This is a genomic window from Streptomyces sp. NPDC052236, assembly GCF_044548015.1.
In the GTDB taxonomy this organism is placed as follows: Bacteria; Actinomycetota; Actinomycetes; order Streptomycetales; family Streptomycetaceae; genus Streptomyces.
Genome location: NZ_JBIUBL010000052.1, coordinates 11,694 through 28,137, shown reverse-complemented (window position 1 = coordinate 28,137; position 16,444 = coordinate 11,694). Strand labels below are relative to the sequence as shown.

Annotated in this window: 19 protein-coding genes, 1 tRNA gene and 2 pseudogenes; 10 read left to right on the top strand and 12 right to left on the bottom strand. The window is 67.6% G+C overall.

The features are described 5' to 3' along the window. From ACIHCQ_RS43070 to ACIHCQ_RS43060, 3 genes and pseudogenes are all read left to right on the top strand, one after another. Positions 1-186, top strand: a pseudogene (locus tag ACIHCQ_RS43070) (RNase J family beta-CASP ribonuclease); the annotation flags it as partial. A 5-nt stretch (positions 187-191) separates the two neighbouring features. Further along, positions 192-1,598 (top strand): TrkH family potassium uptake protein, encoded by a 1,407-nt coding sequence (locus ACIHCQ_RS43065; protein ID WP_399674592.1) that lies wholly within the window; start codon positions 192-194, stop codon positions 1,596-1,598. Continuing rightward, positions 1,591-2,310 carry a potassium channel family protein gene (locus ACIHCQ_RS43060; RefSeq protein WP_399674591.1) on the top strand — a complete coding sequence of 240 codons (720 nt, stop codon included), beginning with the start codon at positions 1,591-1,593 and terminating at the stop codon, positions 2,308-2,310. The genes ACIHCQ_RS43065 and ACIHCQ_RS43060 overlap by 8 nt, the downstream gene beginning before the upstream one ends. A 119-nt stretch (positions 2,311-2,429) precedes the next feature. Here ACIHCQ_RS43060 and ACIHCQ_RS43055 read toward each other — a convergent pair whose 3' ends face one another. Further along, the gene (locus tag ACIHCQ_RS43055) at positions 2,430-2,843 is read right to left on the bottom strand and encodes a winged helix-turn-helix transcriptional regulator (RefSeq protein WP_399674589.1); all 414 of its coding nucleotides are present in this window, start codon (positions 2,841-2,843) and stop codon (positions 2,430-2,432) included. A gap of 88 nt (positions 2,844-2,931) precedes the next feature. On the opposite strand from ACIHCQ_RS43055, the gene ACIHCQ_RS43050 reads away from it, so the two are divergent. Next, positions 2,932-3,759: an NAD(P)H-binding protein gene (locus ACIHCQ_RS43050; protein WP_399674587.1), complete on the top strand. Its 828-nt coding sequence runs from the start codon at positions 2,932-2,934 to the stop codon at positions 3,757-3,759. A 39-nt stretch (positions 3,760-3,798) separates the two neighbouring features. On the opposite strand, the gene ACIHCQ_RS43045 is transcribed toward ACIHCQ_RS43050, so the two are convergent. The 5 genes from ACIHCQ_RS43045 to ACIHCQ_RS43025 all read right to left on the bottom strand — a co-directional run bounded on the left by ACIHCQ_RS43045 (position 3,799) and on the right by ACIHCQ_RS43025 (position 7,712). Beyond that, positions 3,799-4,602 carry an SAM-dependent methyltransferase gene (locus tag ACIHCQ_RS43045; RefSeq protein ID WP_399674585.1) on the bottom strand — a complete coding sequence of 268 codons (804 nt, stop codon included), beginning with the start codon at positions 4,600-4,602 and terminating at the stop codon, positions 3,799-3,801. Positions 4,603-4,628: 26 nt separating this feature from the next. Beyond that, positions 4,629-4,859 carry a DUF397 domain-containing protein gene (locus ACIHCQ_RS43040; protein ID WP_399674584.1) on the bottom strand — a complete coding sequence of 77 codons (231 nt, stop codon included), beginning with the start codon at positions 4,857-4,859 and terminating at the stop codon, positions 4,629-4,631. After that, positions 4,856-5,725 carry a helix-turn-helix domain-containing protein gene (locus ACIHCQ_RS43035; protein ID WP_399674582.1) on the bottom strand — a complete coding sequence of 290 codons (870 nt, stop codon included), beginning with the start codon at positions 5,723-5,725 and terminating at the stop codon, positions 4,856-4,858. Before ACIHCQ_RS43035 ends, ACIHCQ_RS43040 begins: the two co-directional genes overlap by 4 nt. Positions 5,726-5,868: 143 nt before the next feature. Further along, a complete protein-coding gene (locus ACIHCQ_RS43030) occupies positions 5,869-7,140 on the bottom strand; it encodes an MFS transporter (RefSeq protein WP_399674580.1) in 1,272 nt (423 codons plus the stop codon). 47 nt (positions 7,141-7,187) lie between these two features. Continuing rightward, entirely contained in the window at positions 7,188-7,712 is a 525-nt protein-coding gene (locus ACIHCQ_RS43025) for a MarR family winged helix-turn-helix transcriptional regulator (RefSeq protein WP_399674578.1), read from the bottom strand. 49 nt (positions 7,713-7,761) lie between these two features. Here ACIHCQ_RS43025 and pip point away from each other — a divergent pair, with 49 nt between their 5' ends. Together pip and ACIHCQ_RS43015 are read left to right on the top strand one after the other, a co-directional pair. Next, entirely contained in the window at positions 7,762-8,760 is a 999-nt protein-coding gene (gene pip, locus ACIHCQ_RS43020; protein ID WP_399674576.1) for a prolyl aminopeptidase, read from the top strand. Between the two features lie 78 nt (positions 8,761-8,838). Beyond that, positions 8,839-9,222, top strand: a pseudogene (locus tag ACIHCQ_RS43015) (hypothetical protein); the annotation flags it as partial. Between the two features lie 690 nt (positions 9,223-9,912). On the opposite strand, the gene ACIHCQ_RS43010 reads toward ACIHCQ_RS43015, so the two are convergent. From ACIHCQ_RS43010 to ACIHCQ_RS42985, 6 genes are all read right to left on the bottom strand, one after another. Next, positions 9,913-10,000 (bottom strand) — tRNA-Leu (locus tag ACIHCQ_RS43010). A 177-nt stretch (positions 10,001-10,177) separates the two neighbouring features. Then, positions 10,178-11,113 (bottom strand): FAD-dependent oxidoreductase, encoded by a 936-nt coding sequence (locus ACIHCQ_RS43005; protein WP_399674574.1) that lies wholly within the window; start codon positions 11,111-11,113, stop codon positions 10,178-10,180. 4 nt (positions 11,114-11,117) lie between these two features. Next, entirely contained in the window at positions 11,118-11,687 is a 570-nt protein-coding gene (locus ACIHCQ_RS43000; protein WP_399674572.1) for a cysteine hydrolase, read from the bottom strand. A gap of 20 nt (positions 11,688-11,707) precedes the next feature. Beyond that, entirely contained in the window at positions 11,708-12,520 is an 813-nt protein-coding gene (locus ACIHCQ_RS42995) for a hypothetical protein (RefSeq protein ID WP_399674570.1), read from the bottom strand. 34 nt (positions 12,521-12,554) lie between these two features. Next, positions 12,555-13,031, bottom strand: a complete 477-nt coding sequence (locus ACIHCQ_RS42990; protein WP_399674595.1) for an ATP-binding protein — start codon at positions 13,029-13,031, stop codon at positions 12,555-12,557. 192 nt (positions 13,032-13,223) lie between these two features. Then, the gene (locus ACIHCQ_RS42985; protein ID WP_399674569.1) at positions 13,224-14,543 is read right to left on the bottom strand and encodes an acyltransferase; all 1,320 of its coding nucleotides are present in this window, start codon (positions 14,541-14,543) and stop codon (positions 13,224-13,226) included. A 160-nt stretch (positions 14,544-14,703) separates the two neighbouring features. Between ACIHCQ_RS42985 and ACIHCQ_RS42980 the strand changes: the two genes are divergently transcribed. The 4 genes from ACIHCQ_RS42980 to ACIHCQ_RS42965 all read left to right on the top strand — a co-directional run bounded on the left by ACIHCQ_RS42980 (position 14,704) and on the right by ACIHCQ_RS42965 (position 16,370). After that, positions 14,704-15,015, top strand: coding sequence for a hypothetical protein (locus ACIHCQ_RS42980; protein WP_399674568.1), 312 nt, complete (start codon positions 14,704-14,706; stop codon positions 15,013-15,015). Between the two features lie 220 nt (positions 15,016-15,235). Further along, positions 15,236-15,754 carry a multiprotein-bridging factor 1 family protein gene (locus ACIHCQ_RS42975; RefSeq protein ID WP_399674566.1) on the top strand — a complete coding sequence of 173 codons (519 nt, stop codon included), beginning with the start codon at positions 15,236-15,238 and terminating at the stop codon, positions 15,752-15,754. Next, a complete protein-coding gene (locus ACIHCQ_RS42970) occupies positions 15,676-16,167 on the top strand; it encodes a DUF5753 domain-containing protein (RefSeq protein ID WP_399674594.1) in 492 nt (163 codons plus the stop codon). The genes ACIHCQ_RS42975 and ACIHCQ_RS42970 overlap by 79 nt, the downstream gene beginning before the upstream one ends. Next, the gene (locus ACIHCQ_RS42965) at positions 16,164-16,370 is read left to right on the top strand and encodes a DUF397 domain-containing protein (protein ID WP_399674564.1); all 207 of its coding nucleotides are present in this window, start codon (positions 16,164-16,166) and stop codon (positions 16,368-16,370) included. The genes ACIHCQ_RS42970 and ACIHCQ_RS42965 overlap by 4 nt, the downstream gene beginning before the upstream one ends. Positions 16,371-16,444 lie beyond the last annotated feature (74 nt).

The following is a 16,444-nucleotide window of genomic DNA, read 5'->3' as shown; positions in this document are numbered from 1 at the left end:
GTCCACGACGACACCACCTTCGAGCCCGTCATCCCCGTCATCGAGAAGACCCTCGCCAAAGCCGCCGAAGAAGGCGTCGGCGACGCCCACCAACTGGAACAGCTGATCGCCCGCGCCGTAGCCTCATGGGCCTTCCGCACACACCGCCGCAAACCCCTCATCATCCCCATCATCATCGACGCCTGACATCAATGGGCAACAAGCCATCGACGGCCCCTGCGGTCCCCGCATTCTCTGCACAGCGTGTCTGGCGTTCGGTGTTCGCGGCCCACCCGGCCCGTACCGTCGTGGTCGCTTTCGCCGCCGTGATCGCCCTCGGCACCGGGTTGCTGGCGCTGCCCATGGCTACCGAGCAAGGGAGCTCCACCACTCTCCTCACCGCGCTCTTCACGTCCACCTCCGCGGTGTGTGTGACCGGCCTGGCCGTCGTCGACACCAGCACTCACTGGAGCGGCTTCGGCGAGGGCGTGATCCTCGCGCTCATCCAGGTGGGCGGCTTCGGGATCATGACCATGGCCTCGCTGCTGGCGCTGCTGGTCTCCGGCCGGCTGCGCCTGCGGTTGCAGCTGACCGCTCAGGCGGAGACGAAGAGCCTCGGCATCGGTGATGTACGCCGGGTGCTGCTCGGCGTCGCCGGGACGACGCTGAGCGTGGAACTGGCCGTCGGCGCGTTCCTCGCGCTGCGTTTCCGGTTCGGATACAACGAGGACGTGGGTGACGCGGCGTATCTGGGCTTCTTCCACGCGGTGTCCGCCTTCAACAACGCGGGCTTCGGGCTGCACGCCGACAACCTGATCCGCTACGCCCAGGACCCGTGGGTGACACTGCCCATCGCCGTCGCGGTGATCCTGGGCGGGCTCGGCTTCCCCGTGCTGCTGGAGATGTTGCGGCACCGACAGCGTCGCCGTACGACAGGCCGCCGCAACTGGACCCTGCACAGCAAGCTCACCCTGGTCACCACCGCGGCGCTGCTGGTAACGGGCACGCTGCTGACCTGCCTGCTGGAGTGGACGAACAAGGACACACTCGGCGCCTTCGACTGGCACGAGAAGATCCTCAACGGCTTCTTCTTCTCCGCGATGACCCGCTCCGCCGGGTTCAACGTCCTCGACATAGACGCCCTGAACGCCTCTACGCTGCTGATGAGCTGCATGCTGATGTTCATCGGCGGCGGCAGCGCGGGCACGGCGGGCGGCATCAAGGTCACCACCTTCGCGGTGCTCGCCGCCGCCATACTCGCCGAGGTGCGCGGTGAACCCAACGCCGCTGTCATGGGACGGCGGCTGGCCCCGGACGTGCTGCGCCAGGCCCTCACCGTGGCGCTGCTGGGTGTCGGCCTGGTCATGGCCAGCACCCTCGCGCTGCTGGCCACCACTCAGGCATCCTTGGAAGCGGTACTCTTCGAAGTCGTCTCGGCCTTTTCCACGGTGGGCCTGTCCACCGGCCTCACCGCGGATCTGCCTGCGTCGGGCCAGTTCATCCTGATCCTGTTGATGTTCATCGGCCGACTCGGCCCCATCACTCTGGTGTCCGCACTCGCCCTGCGCGAGCGCACACGCCGCTATCAGCTACCCGAGGAGCGACCTGTCATTGGGTAACTACCTGCATTCTCTGCGCCGACGCCGCCGCAAGCGGCTTGCCGCGGAGCATGCCCAGCTGAGTGATCAGCGTGTCGCCGTCATCGGACTCGGCCGGTTCGGCAGCTCGCTGGCCAATGAACTGATGCAGCGGGGCTGGGATGTCCTGGGCATCGACACCGATGCCCGGCTGGTCCAGCGGTACAGCGACTCCCTGACCCACTCCGCGGTCGCCGACTGCACCGATCCGGATGTCCTCGCGCAGCTCGGTGTCACCGAGTTCACGAGCGCCGTGGTCGGGATCGGCACCGACATCGAGGCCAGCATCCTGGTCACCTCCAACCTGCTGGAGGCCAACGTCCCCAATATCTGGGCCAAGGCCATCAGCCGCCAGCACGGCCAGATCCTCGAACGCCTCGGCGCCCACCATGTCGTACTCCCCGAGCACGAGATGGGCGAGCGCGTCGCCCACCTGGTCACCGGGCGGATGCTGGACTTCATCGAATTCGACGACGACTACGCCCTGGTGAAAACCGTCGCTCCGGATATCGTCACCGGCATCGCACTCGGCCAGTCCCTGGTACGCAGCAAGTACGGCGTCACAGTCGTCGGCATCAAGCGCCCCGGCGAGGACTTCACGTACGCGACCCCCGAGACCGTGGTCGAGCAGGGTGACGTCATCGTCGTCACGGGCAAGACCCAGGCCGTGGAGACCTTCGCCGCGCTGGCCTGAGGACCGGCCCCATCAGCGACGAAGCGCGTCGCCGGGTCGGGCCACGGAAGCGGCCCGGCGCGGCCCGGCGCGGCCCGGCCCGGCGACGGGCTCCGCACGCCCTTCGCCTGCGCTGCGCGTCAGCGGATCCCCGAGTCGGGGTTGGCGCTGTCCCACTCCTGACGCGCCCGCGCGATGGTGTCGCGGTGCTCCGCCGACCAGTCGGCGAGCGCCTTCACCAGGTGGGTCAGGCTGTCGCCTGTCGGGGTCAGCGCGTACTCGACCTGCGGCGGAATCGTCGGATGGACGGTTCTCGTGACCAGTCCGTCGCGCTCCAGCCGCCGCACGGTGAGGGTCAGCATCCGTTGCGAGATCCCGGGGACTGCGCGCTGCAGCTGTCGGAACCGCCGTACGCCCTGCGCCAGCTCCACCACGACGAGCACGGACCATTTGTCCCCGATCCGGTCGAGGACATCGCGGATTCCGCAGTCCTCATGTTCCTCGCCGCAGCGGACAACGGGCTCGGTGGTTACCGCCGTGTGCCCCACTGACATCAAAGTGCCTCCTTATGCCCTGCGTTGCAAACCCGCAGCATGGTCCTGGTTACCCAAGAGAACCTACCTACTGCGGGGAGAGATTCCGTTGATTCTGGTTACCGGTGCTACCGGCGCCCTGGGCGCGCTCATAGCCGAGCGGCTGTCCGGCCGCGACGATGTGGTCCTCGGAACGCGCGACCCCGAGCGCGTCCGGGGCCCGCTGCCCGTCCGTACCGTCGACTTCGACGAGCCGCGCACCCTCACCGAGGGTTTCACCGGCGTGGACGTACTCCTGCTGATCTCCGCCGGTTACGGGGAGGACGACACCGTCATCGCCCGCCACAGCGCCGCCATCGACGCGGCGGAGAAGGCCGGTGTGGGCCACATCGTGTACACGAGCCTGAGCGCTGACGGCGACCATCTCCCGTACGCCCTCCCCCACCGCTGGACCGAGCGGCGGCTGCGCCGGTCCACAGCCGGCTGGACGATCCTGCGCAACGGCCTCTACGCGGAGCTGCTGGCCTTTCTGGCGACGCCGTCGCAGGACGGCAGGGTGACCGCCCCGCTGGGCGACGGCCGGCTGGCCGCGGTGGCGCGGGCGGACCTCGCCGATGCGGCGGTCCGGGTCGTCACCGAGGCTCCCCTCCATGCGAACCGCGTGTACGAGCTCGTGGGCGAGGAGGCCATCGGAGGCGCCGACCTGGCAGAGGCCTACGGCCCGCACGTCATGTACGCTCCCGTGACCCTGGCTCAGGCCCGCGCGCACATCGCCGGCTCCGGCGCGGAGCCCTTCCAGGTCCCGATGCTGGTCGGCACCTGCTCCACCATCGCGGCCGGATTCATGGACCGCATAGGCAGTGAGCTCCGCGAACTGCTCGGACGGGCTCCTCGCCCCGCGCTCGACATCATCCGCGGCGGAGGCCGGGAGAACTGACCCGCCGCCGGTGCCACCGGCCACAGCCGGAGTCGTTCGTCATGTCTTGCGTGCGACTCCTACATACAACGGGACCTGACCGTCATGACCGTGCGTCTGATCCTCTTGGGGGTACCAGTGCCTCACCATTTCAACGCCCGGGTCAATGAGTTCGAGCCCCTCGAAGAACGTGGCGACCTCGCCGCGCGACCGCACCTGTGCGGCCGTACCGGCGTTGCGGTACATCCCGACGATGCGATCCCATACTTCCGGCTCGAAATCACCTGTGACATGCGAAAGCACCAGGTAACTCCCGGACGCCAGCGGCTCCAGCAGATCCCGGACAATCTCATGCGGCTTGTACTCGTCCGGGACGAAGTGCAGGAGGGCCACCAAGGAGAGGGCGATCGGCTTTTCGAAGTCAAGGTGTTCCCGCGCGGCGGAGATTATCTTCGCGGGGTCCCTGAAGTCGGCATGAACGTACGCGGTGCAGCCTTCCACGGTTCCCCGCAGAAGAGCTTCCGCGTGCCTCAGCACGATGGGATCATTGTCGACATACACCACACGGGCGGCGGGCTCGATTTTCTGGACGACTTGGTGAAGATTTGGTTCGGTGGGTATGCCGGTTCCGATGTCGAGGAACTGACGGATGCCCCGGTCGGCAAGCAGCCCGGAAGCTCGGTGCATGAAGGCGCGGTTGGTCTGTGCGGCAGCCCGGATGCCGGGAAACTGGGAGGCCACCTGCTCGGCGAAATTCCAGTCGACGGGATAGTTGTCCTTGCCACCGAGGAAGGCATCGTACACGCGAGCCGAATGCGGCTTGGTGGTGTCGATCTCGTCCGCGCCGAATCCGACGTCAGTCAATTCAATTCTCCTCTGTGGCCATTCGTTCAGGTGAGCAGGAAGTCTGCCGCACCGGATTTGACACCCTTGATGAATTCAGTGATCTCGCCGTCTGTGCAGATCAGGGCCGGTCCGTCAGGGTCGGCGGACTGCCTCATGGCCACTCGGCCATCGCCGAGTCGCTTCACTTCGACGCAGTTTCCGGCGTTGCTGCCGCTCCACGGCTTGTGCCACTCTTCCGCGCCCATATCGGTGTCGGCATTGGTGACGTGGCTCATTGGTTCAGCTCCTTGCGGACATCACAAAGGAGATCCCTGGTGCGTTCCTTCGGCATCGCTTGGATACTCATCCGGTCCATGACCTCCCGGTAGAGGGCGACTTCCTCGCGGTCTTCGCTGTAGTGCGCGGTGCTGAGACTGTCGTTGCCGACGACGTCCGGCAATTCCGGTATCTGGAACCGAAAGAGGGTGAAGGGGGCGAAGGCGCCCGGGTGTAGTCCGGCTCCGAACGCGGACACCTGGAGAGTGACGTTCGGCAGCTCTGACGCCTCAAGCAGGCGGTCGATCTGGGCGCTCATGATCTCTGGAGGGCCAACGGAGCGCCGCAGCACCGTCTCGTCCATGACCACCCACAACAGCGGCGGATCGGGCTCGGGGCGACTGAGCAGCGCCTGGCGTTGCATGCGCAGTTCCACGCGCCGTTCCAGGATGGCCTCTGATACGTGAGGGACGCCCAGTCGCAGGACACCGCGGGCGTAGTCCGCGGTCTGCAGCAGCCCGGGTACGACATGCGGTTCGTAGGTCCGGATGTGGGTCGCCGATGTCTCCAGGCTGACGTGTACGCCAAACCAGTTCGGCAGGACATCGCGGTAGCCCTGCCACCAGCCGGAGATGTTGGCCTTCTCCGTCAGCGCGAGGAATTCCTCGGCCTCGTCCTTGGCCACCCCGTAGATCTCCAGCAGCGCCTTGACCGTGGCCCACTTCAACTGGACCTCGGCGCGCTCCATCCGGGTGACCGTGGTGTACGACTGGCGCAGTCGCTTTCCGACCTGCTGCGCCGTCAGGTCGGCAGCCGTCCGTAAGTCCTGCAGTCGCCTGCCGAGAACCATCTGGAGCACGGTCGGGGCAGACCGCGGTTCACTCACGTCGGCTCCCTCCTCGAACACCGGCCCGAAGCAGTGTGCCATGGTCTCGCTGGGCACGCAGGCTGCCCCGAGCAGGATATGCACTGTGCAGAGTGCGGTTCCCAACTGGCAGAAGGGCGAGCGCAGTTACGTGGTGACCGAACTCACTCACCCGTGCGCGGCCACTTCCCTCTTTCCTCTGCTGCCGGGTTCCGGTGATGACGACGTGACGTCGGGGTGGCAGAGCCGGGAGGCGCTGGATGACACCGTGCCGCGGCGGGCGGCAACAACCGCTCGGTGAGCAGCACCGCCAACGCCGCGCCGGTCAGCACCCCGCCGACGAGGAACGTACCCCGCACGTCCACAGCGGACAGAACCATGCCACCGAGCAGTGACCCGGCCGCGACCCCGGCGTTGAAGGCACCAGAGTTGGCCGCCAGCGCGATCTCGGTGCGGCCGGGCGCGAAGCGCAGCATCTGATTCTGCGTGGCCATGAATACCGGACCGAGCGAGCCTCCCAGCAGCGCCAGGCACGCGACTGCTCCGGCCTGGACGGTACCGGCGGCGTACAACCCCAGCATGCCGATCGCCTGGGTGGCCACCGGGACGACGAGTGTGCCGAGCGGGTAGCGGTCCAGGAGCGGACCCGCGAGCGTCACACCGACCACGCCCGCGATGCCGGAGACCATCAGCAGGGCGCTGACCGAGGTGTCGGAGAAGCCGCTCACGTTGCCCAGGAACTCCACGATGTACGTATAGCCCGCGAACGCGCCCGTGACGGACAGGGCGGTGACCGCGAGCACGATCCCGAATCGGGCCTTGTCGGGTGCCGAGCCGTAAGCGGCGTGCCCCTCCTCCGGGCGCGACGGCGGCAGCAGAACAGCGATCGTGACGAGGGAGACCAGTCCGAGGCCGGCCAGCACGACAAGAGGGACCTCCCACGTGCTGCGCCGGCCCAGCCATGTGCCGACGGGGACACCGAGTACCAGGGCCAAAGAACCGGCCACCGACAGCACGCCGATCACCCGCCCACGGACGTCAGGCGAGAACAGCCCAACGGCCACCGGTCCCATCACCGCCCAGAACAGCGCCTGGGCAAGCGCGGTCACCAGCCGGGCGACCATGAGCAGGCCGTAGGAGGAACCCAGCGCCGATACCAGGCTGGACAGGACGAGCGCGGCCAGGAGCACGGTGAGCACATGGCGGCGGGGCACGGACCGTGTGGCGTGCGCGATCGGCAGGGAAACCACGGCGACGGTCAGCCCGTAGACGGTGACCAGATAGCCCACCGCCGAGAGCGACACCTGAAAGTCGGCCGAGATGAGCTTGAGCAGGCCGATCGGCAGATTCTCCGTGGTGTTGAAAGTGAACGCGGCCAGCATCAGGGCCGCGAGCACAGCCAGTCGGTGCCATCGAGCCGACTGTGCCGTTGCCATACAGTCCGTCCCTACGCTGCTCGCTCCCGGTTCAACGTACAGACAAGTCATCCCGGCTTTCGGCTACTTGAGGCGCACTGGCCGGGAACAGGACGCAGATGCGGCGCGGCATCGGTGATCCGCTGGTGCATCGGGCGTTGGTGCAAGGCGTCGAGTGCCTCGGTCACGAGTCGACTCAGGGGGAACGAGAGTTCCGCTTCGAACTCGGTGGCCGCTGCTGTGGTGGCGGCCCATTCGGCGTCCAGCGTCGGCAGCAGCGACTCAGCTTTGGCGGTCAGGTGGACGATGCGCTGCCGTGCGTCCGCGCCGGGAGCGAGATGGACGAGGTTCTCTTTGGCCATCTGAGCCACGGTCTGGCTCGCGGCGGAATGGGTGACGCCAATGGCCCGGGCCAAATCCCGGATGGAGGCCGGGCCCGCAGCGGCCAGTGCCCGGACGACCGGGGTGAACCGGGGGCGGAATCCATGCAGGCCAAGATCCTCGTAGACGGCCGCGACATCGCCGTCCAGAAGATCCAGAAGACGGCGTAGCCGTGTGCCCAGAAGCTCAGGACCGGGAGGGGTGGAAGGCATATGACGTAATGTAACAGCACTGTTGTATTCGAGGTGAGGAAGTCCGCGCATGAGTGAGCTGTTTCCGCCGATCGAGCCGTACGACAAGGGAATGCTTGATGTAGGTGACGGCAACCTCGTGTACTGGGAGGTCTGCGGCAACCCGAAAGGCAAGCCTGCCCTTGTCGTACCCGGCGGACCGGGCTCGGGGTGCAGCACCTATGTGCGCCGGTACTTCGATCCGGACCGGTATCGCGTCGTCCTGTTCGACCAGCGTGGCTGCGGCCGCAGCACTCCGCATGCCGGCGATCCCACAGCGGACATGCGGCACAACACCACGGGACATCTCATTGCCGACATGGAGCGGCTTCGGCAGCATCTGGGCATCGACTGCTGGCTGTTGCACGGCGGCTCGTGGGGTTCCACGCTCATCCTGGCCTACGCCGAACAGCACCCCGAACGAGTGTCGGAGATCGTCATCTCCAGTGTCACCACCACCCGGCGCTCGGAAATCGACTGGCTCTACCGAGGCGTCGGCCGGTTCTTCCCCGAGCAGTGGGAACGCTTCCTCGCGGGCGCCCCGGGCACGCCCCGCGACGGGGACATCGTCGGGGCTTACGCACAGCTGATGGAGCACCCTGACGCCGCAGTACGCGAGAAGGCGACGGCTGACTGGTGCGCCTGGGAGGACGCGGTCCTGTCAGGGGAGACGAAAGGCACCTCCCGCCCCTACGGCGACCGGCCCCCCTCGGCCCAGCTCGCGCTGGTGCGCATCTGCTCGCACTACTTCTCCCACGGCGCGTGGCTGGAAGGGGGCGCGCTGATCCGCAACGCGGACCGTCTGGCCGGCATACCGGGCGTCCTGATCCACGGCCGACTGGACCTGGGCGGCCCTCTCGATACGGCCTGGGAGCTGGCCCGTACCTGGCCCGACGCCGAGATGATTGTCGTCGAAGACGCGGGCCACCTGGGCAACACCACGACACGCGACCATGTGCTGGCGGCCCACAGCCGGTTCGCAGCCGGTGCCGGTGCCGCTGCCGCTGATCGGATCCCGACCCGGGGCTGACTTCGCCACTGATCCTCGGCAACCGGTTCGGGGAGCTCGAAGGAGTACCGGCCGAGCATGTTGATGGGGTGCTGCCTTCCCCAGTTCCTAGGCGCCCCCGCCCCTGCCAAGATTGAGCGGGTGACCGGTCACGGTGACCTGCACTGGGGCAACCTCACGGCCATGCCCCTGACCCTGCTGGACTGGGAGCGGTGGGGGCTGGTGCCCTTCGGCTATGACGCGGGGCTCCTCCACGCCAACAGCTTGCTTGTTCCCGATGTTGCTGCCCGCATCCGCAAGGAGTTCGCGCCGATCCTCGACACCCCTGCCGGCCGAATCGGGGAGCTCACCGCCTTGGCGGAGATGCTGCAAGCCGTAGCCCGTGGCTGGTACCCAGACCTTGCGCCCCACCACGTTGCCCATGCCGAAGCCCTCACCGGAGTGCGCCCGCCCGTCCCGGTGCACTCCGAGGTCAGCGCCTGACTGCGTCGCTGTGCGCCCGTCTCAGGCGCTCTCACCGATGTGCCGGTACAAGGGGGGTGGTGCGGGAGATCCCCCGGGGCCTTGGCAATGGCCGTGACGCTCTCCCTTGGCGTGCCTGGCACGGGCCACAGCTAGCTTGTCGTCGTCCACCACGGACGGGCGTCCCCGTGGTTGCCCTTGCGGGCCGCAGTGTCCAACCCTTCCAACATCTTCGCCCGGATGCCCTCCCGCTCCCCCTCTGCGGCCACGGCCAAGACGGCGAACACGATGGCACCCGCCCCGTTCGGGTCATACACCCCCGGCAAGAGACCGGGGACGAGTTCCAGTTGGATGCCGTCCGCTTGCAGGGTGGAGGACTACGTCATGAGTTCTGCCGCGTTTCGGACCAGTCGCTTCATCTCGACCACGGTCAGGACAACAGGCTGGTTCGGCGCGGCGGTCTTGATCTCCCGTGCCAGAGCCAACGCCTGAGGTCTCGGCCAACGCCCGGCACCACTCGCCGAGCTACACCATGGCACGGTACGGCAGGCGTCGCGCTGAGGGAGCGAAGAAGCTGGCCGCTTCGAGCGCCAGCCGGATCGGCCTGTCATCCCTGGTCTGACCAGGAGAATCGCTCGGCTTTTAGTCACGTGGTCGGTCACGCCACAGCCCGGGAAACAGAAAAAACCCCAGACCAACTGGGGTCTCTGCTGGTGTCCGAGGGGGGACTTGAACCCCCACGCCCGATAAAGGGCACTAGCACCTCAAGCTAGCGCGTCTGCCATTCCGCCACCCGGACCAGGTGGTCGGCCGCAGTCTCCCGCGGCGACACGCACAACAATACCAGGGGATCGGGACGCCTCTCACCTGCATATCCGGTGGTCAGTGGGGTGCGGTGGAGGTACTCCAGCCGTCCGGTCAGCGCCGCAGCCGTGCCCGTACAGCATGTATGCATGGGCCTGCGTTCAGTGACTCCCTAGTAGGGGACAGTGGCATTTCCTGCGGGCAGGTCGCGCAGGGCGTAGTAGGCGCGCAGGGCGCCCTCGCTGCCCGAGCCCATGGCCGTCATGATCCGCTGGAATCGGGCCGAGCGCAGGTCGCCGGCGACGATGACACGGGGATGCTGGCGGGAGGGCGGGCAGTAGCCTGCCGCGTCGCGGGCGAGGTCTCCGGGCGGGGCGGTCGGGGCGCTGCCGATGCTGAGGAAGACGGCGTCGGCCGTCCAACTGCTCCGCCCGCCGTCCCGGCCAACCGTCTCGGCCATGGCCGATGGTCCGTCTGACGAACGCAGGGTCAGGTGGTCGACGGGCAGGAGCACGACACGGGGGTCGTCTCGGATCTCCTCGACCTTGTAGTCGTCGCCCGGCGGATACGGAACGAGCAGGCGGGTGCCAGTCTGCGGGTGGGCGCGCAGGAAGGTGCCCAGCGGGCGGTCGCCGCCGAGGACGAGCAGTGTCCGGCCTTCGACAAGGTCCGGTTCCGCTTCCCACAGCGGGGGCAGGGTGAGGTCGGGGGCGGTGATCCAGGAGACGTCCCGGGGCTGGAGCGGTCCGACGCCGGTGGCCAGGACTGTGTAAGGCGCCGTCAGGCGGCTGCCGGTGTCCAGAGTGATGGCGACGTGGTCGTCGAAGGCACGGATCTCGGTGGCGCGGCGGCCGAGTGCGATGCGGCACAGGTCCGTGCTCTTCAGGTCCGCTGTGATGGAGTCTGCTAGTTCCGGTCCGTTGGTGAAGCCGCCGAGGACGTTGTTCAGCGCCGGGATGCGGTGGAGGTTGCGGCACAGGGCGTCGGGTTCGATCAGCACCGAGCGCATGCCGACGCTCGCGGCCATACGAGCGGCTGCACAGCCCGCCGGGCCACCGCCGATGACGATCAGGTCGGTTTCGTCAGCACGGGACGATGCGGCAGCCATGGCGTTATTCCAGCACCGCGGCCCTGTGGTGCGCAGAGAGTTGCCGCATCACATGCTTGGTAGTGACGAGCTGGCCTTCCCCGATCAGGCGGCGTGCCACGACCAGCCCGGCCTCGTGGACGTCCGGTCCGGCGTCGCTCGCGCAGTCGTCGGTGACCATCCAGGGCGCGTAGCCGTGCTCGAAGGCATCGGCGGCGGACTTCAGTACGCAGCTTTCGGTGGCCACTCCGCAGAACAGCAGGTCCGTCCATCCTGCCTTGCGGACCAATTCAGCGGCCTCCGGCGTGAACAGCGTGTACCCGGTCTTGTCGACGGTCGCGTACGCGCGGGCGGCGTGGTCGGCGAGTTCCGGGACGATGTCGGTCTCGGGCGGTCCCTTCAGACGGTTCCACCGGAAGAACCGCTCGTACGGACTGCCGGGATAGTTGAAGTAGCGTGTGAAGACCACCGGCCTGCCTGCCGCGGACCAGCGGGCCACCAGATCTGAGACCGCGGGGACGGCCTGGCGGCTGCGGTGATTCACGAAGCCGTGCTGCAGGTCAATCACGACCAGCGCCGCGTTCCCGATGTCCATCTGCGGTCTCTCCTGCCGTCTCAGCCGACGCTCTCGCGCAGCGCGTCCTGCGCGGCACGGAGCCGTTCCGCCAAGCCGCTGGTCTTCATGATGGCCTCCCGCATGAGGCAGTGCTGCGCGGTCTCCTGGGCGCGTGCCGTAGTGAGCCGGGAGTACGCGGCCCGAAGGAAGCGCCAGCCGTAGCGTTCCGGCATGGAGGGGTCCTGCCCGTCCTCGATCAGTTGCTGGATCTGCCGCGTGAAGCACCACAAGGCCTGAACGGTCAGTTCACAGGAGACCAGATCCTCGATGGTGAGGCTGCGCTCCGGCGAGATCGCCGCGTAGGAAACCCCGGACCAGCCTGCGTATCCGGTGGAGACTCCGCGTACGCCGAAGGACACGATGTCCGGATGATCCAAGCCTGTGGACAGCAATGACTCCTCCACGGAGCCGTCCAGTGGCGCGGGGCCGCCTGTCGCTCCGCGGTCGACCAGCACCGACGGGGTGGACAGCAGGCGTAGGGCGATGTCGTACTCGCTGCCGGTCCGCGGGCTAGAGGTGAGCCAATACAGGGAAAGGACGTACTCGGGTTCGGCACGCCGGAGCGGTCGCCGCCCAGTAACGTCGAACAGGTTCGCCGTGGACCGGCTTCTCCGGTTGCCTCTCCGATCGGTGAGGGACACCCGCTTGACGAAGACCGGGGTTCCGGCGACCTCCAGCAGGGCCGACTTCCCGCCGATGCCCGAACCGATGGGCACGGCCGCGTCCACGAGTTCCTGCAGCGCACGATCACTGAGCGGGGCCAGGGATGCGGAGACGGCACTATGGGCGGCGAGATGCGCACCTCGCGACATGTCAGGGCAACCCGAACACCCTCTCGACCGCACTTTACGTGCAGACGCTAGGCAGCATGTCGTCCGGGGAAGCGACGGAGCCCGCCACCAAGTCCGGGCGGCCGGCGGCGATTTCGGCCCAGATGGTCTTCCCGGACGGCGGATACGGCCGTACGCCCCAGTCGGCGGCGAGGGCATCCACGATGAGCAGCCCCCGGCCTCCCTCATCGGCCACCGGGGACAGGACAGGGAGAGATTCGCCGCGCGGGTCCGAGACCTCGATCCGCAGACAAGTCTTCTGCGGGAGTTCGAGGCTGAGCCGGAAACTCCGGCCGGGCAGCTGTCCGTGGGTGACGGCGTTCGCGGCCAGTTCGGCGACGACGAGTGCGGCGGCCTCCACGCACTCACCGTCCCGGGGCCATCCCCACTGTGTGATCTGCTCCACGGCAAGCAGCCGTGCGAGGCGGGCACCACGCCGGGTGGAACTCAGCAACTGCGTGAACTGCGGCGTGGGTGTCACCGATGGGGCCATGTCGATCTGTACGGATTCGCTCTTCACATCGCTCAGCGTGGCCGCGTGAGGGTGTGCTGACCAGGAGCGACGGCGGTACGTGGGCGAGCGTACCGGTATGCACGGCGGCGGGTACCGGCGTTCCGGCGTAGCCGGACGAGAACGCGATGCCCCAGCCCCGTCCCTGGGACACGATTTCCCGTTGGCATGGTGTCAGGCCGCTTCCTTCAAGACGTCTTTGGGCTCATCGGGGGTTCGGCGCATCGCAGTTCGTCGGTTGGCCATCACCAGCATCGTGCCCAGTGCCAGACTCACCGCGGGCAGCACAGGGAACCGGCCGTCGTACGCGAAGCCCCGCATGGCGAAGTAGGTCAGAGCGGCGACGCTCGCCGCCAGGCCGAGCCACAGCGGCCAGGGACGGCGCAAGTCGGCGTCCGGCCGGGTTCGCTCGTACAGAAGGGCCTGCCGACGCTCCAACGGCCGCAGCGCCAGTAGAACGCCGGCCAGGACGACGCCGAGCACCAGCAGCCACGGCACCCGTAGCCCCCACCATGCCGCGGACCCGAACGCGGGCTCGGGCGCGATCCCGGTCAGGTAGAACGCGGCGGCGACCACCAGCACCGGCAGCATGTGCCAGAGGTACAGCGTCATGCTGGCGCCGCCCACGGGACGCACCGCCCGCCACACACGCTCGCGGTCCAAAAGCCGCCGTACCGGCGACGCGGCGAGCAGACACAGGCCGACCTGAGCCACCGTCCACGCCAGCATGGCCGACGAAGGCGGATTGGTGTTGCTGGGAGTCTGTCCGGTCACCAGGATCAAGCTCACCGGGAACGGCCCGAGCGTGATCAGCGCCGCGAAGGCCAGTCCCCCGCCCGCAGCCATCGCGACCGGCACCAGCCGGCTCCCCGTCAGCAGGCCGTCGTGCCAGCAGAAGCCCAGCTGGTAGGCCACACCCCACACGAGCAGGTAGTTGAGCAGTCCGACGTACGGTGCATGCACCGTCACCGCCAACGCGTCGGCCGCCAGGGCCGCGGCGCCCATCACCACGGGGACGCGGAGTCCCCAGCGCCGGTGCGCCGCGTGCAGCGGCGGAGTCAGGGCACTGAGGAGCAGATACAGCGGAAGGAACCAGAACTGCATCGCCATCGCCCACCCCACCAGCTCGAGGGTGTCCGGGTCCACGCCGACAGCCGAGCAGATCCCGATGGCAAGTAGCACCAGCCCGCTGTACACGGCCGCCGGAAGCAGCAGCCGCAACGCCCGCCGTCCCACCCACCCGGCGGCCGTACCACCCGCCTCACCGGCCCGCGACCAGGAGCCACCCGCAGCATGGCCTCCCGCCAGGAAGAACAGCGGCATGATCTGGAACCCCAGAGTCAGCCACTGGGTCCAGGGAATGGTCGCCAGCAGTTCCGGTGCGGTGATCTCCCCGCCGGGCTCCGGGACCAAGGCAGTGATCAGCCAGTGGCCCATCACCACCAGGGCGATCGCCCACGCGCGCATGAAGTCGACATAGCGGTCTCTGCTCATGCGTCGTCATGCTGTCGCAGAGTCGATGGAACCTCTGTGGGAAGCCAGGACCGCAACCAATTCGTGCTCGGTACGACATCAGCCTCGCGCTGCGGCGACCCGAGAAACGGCACGTCGATTCCCCGGTCGACGACGCGAGACGAACCACTAAGTTGTGCGCATGACTTCGAAGCACCTTCCTCACCTCACCGCGACGGGCACCTGCTGGTGCGGCTGCGCCACCAAGGTCGGCGCAGGCTCCTTCTTCGCTCCCGGTCATGACAAGGTGGCCGAGGCCGCGCTCCTGGCAGCCGACTATGGCGCCTCTGTCGCCCAGTTGCTGCACGGGCACGGTTACGGGCCCGGCCACTCGGTGACCGCACGCGCCGTAACGGTCGGCGCGTGGGAGAAATGCCCGTCGTGCACGTACGTCGGCGCTCCGGCCAGCATCCGCAACCACGCGAAGAAGGCACACGCCCCTACCCAGCGTTGAAGATTCCCGATGAGCGATCACATATCGAGCCAGCGTGTCAGCTTGGATACGGCAGTTCGTAGGTACCGCGGCTTCTGGGCCTGTCCGCTACCGCACCGAACCCATGGACCCAGATTCGTGCCCCGGGCCGGACAGAAGGCGGCCTGGGCGCTGTGTGCACACGATGGGGTGCCATTTCGGTCATACCGCCTGCGGTTGCACTGACTCCTCGTAACCTTCCATGGAGGACCTGGTACACAGTGTGTACGTACCGGTGCGGCGGCGACAGGTACGACGCAGAACGGGACGGTCAGGCATGGAACTCACGGGTCCGGCGGACGACAACGACGAGGTCGAAGACGCGGCGGACCTGTTCCGCGTGATCGGCCGCCAGGTCCGGCTGCTACGGGAACGGGCGGGCCTGACCCAGCGGGAGCTGGGCGAGCGACTCGGGTACAGCGAGGAGCTGATCCGGTCTCTGGAGCGGGGGCGCAGGACGCCGCAGGCGGAGTTCCTGGACGCGGCGGACGAGTTGCTGGGGGCGGGGACTGTTGCGGGCGGCGAAGGAGGACGTGGCGAGGGCGAAGTCCCGGGCGCGGGTGAAGCACCCGGCGTGGTTCAAGGACTACGCGAAGGTAGAAGGCGGAAGCGACCGAGCTTTGCTACTACAGCAACCACAACATCCCTGGCCTATTCCAGACCAAAGCGCACGCCAACGCGCTCTATGCGATGCGCAAGCCACTTCTCGACGACGAGTTGATCGAGCAGCGCGTGTCGGCGCGGATGGCCCGCCAAGTGGTGCTGACCGGTCGCCCGGTGCCGATGGTGAGTTGTGTCATCGAAGAGGCCATCCTGCGGCGACCCATTGGTGAATGGAACATCCACAAAGAGCAGCTGTCGGCGCTCGCAAGGCTGGGCCGACTGCGCAATGTCGAGCTTCAGGTCATGCCTCTGGACTGCCCGGAACACGCGGGAATGGGTGGGGCCTTCACGCTGCTGACTCCGAAAGGAAAGCCGCAGGTCGGCTACGTGGAAGTGCAGAACGTCAGTCGGCTGATCACCGACCTGGAAGAGGTCCGTATCCTGGCAGCACGGTACGGATGCATCCGGTCTCAGGCACTCACCCCGCGCGAGTCCCTGGCGTTGATCGAAAGGTTGCTGAACTCGCAATGACACCCGAAGCACGCACTCACGAGGCAGCCGACCTCTCCTGGTTCAAGAGCTCGTACAGCTCGAACGAAGGCGGCGAGTGCGTCGAAGTCGCTGTCGCCGAGCAGACCATGCTCGTCCGCGACTCGAAGGACGTCACCCGTCCCTATCTCGCCGTCGGCCTGACCGGCTGGGCCGACTTCGTGCGGTACGCCGCCAGGAGCTGAGCGCGCAAAGCGGCAGTCCTACCCAGGGCTACCACTCCCGCCGGGCAGTGGCTTCGGCGTTTCGATCGCGCCGA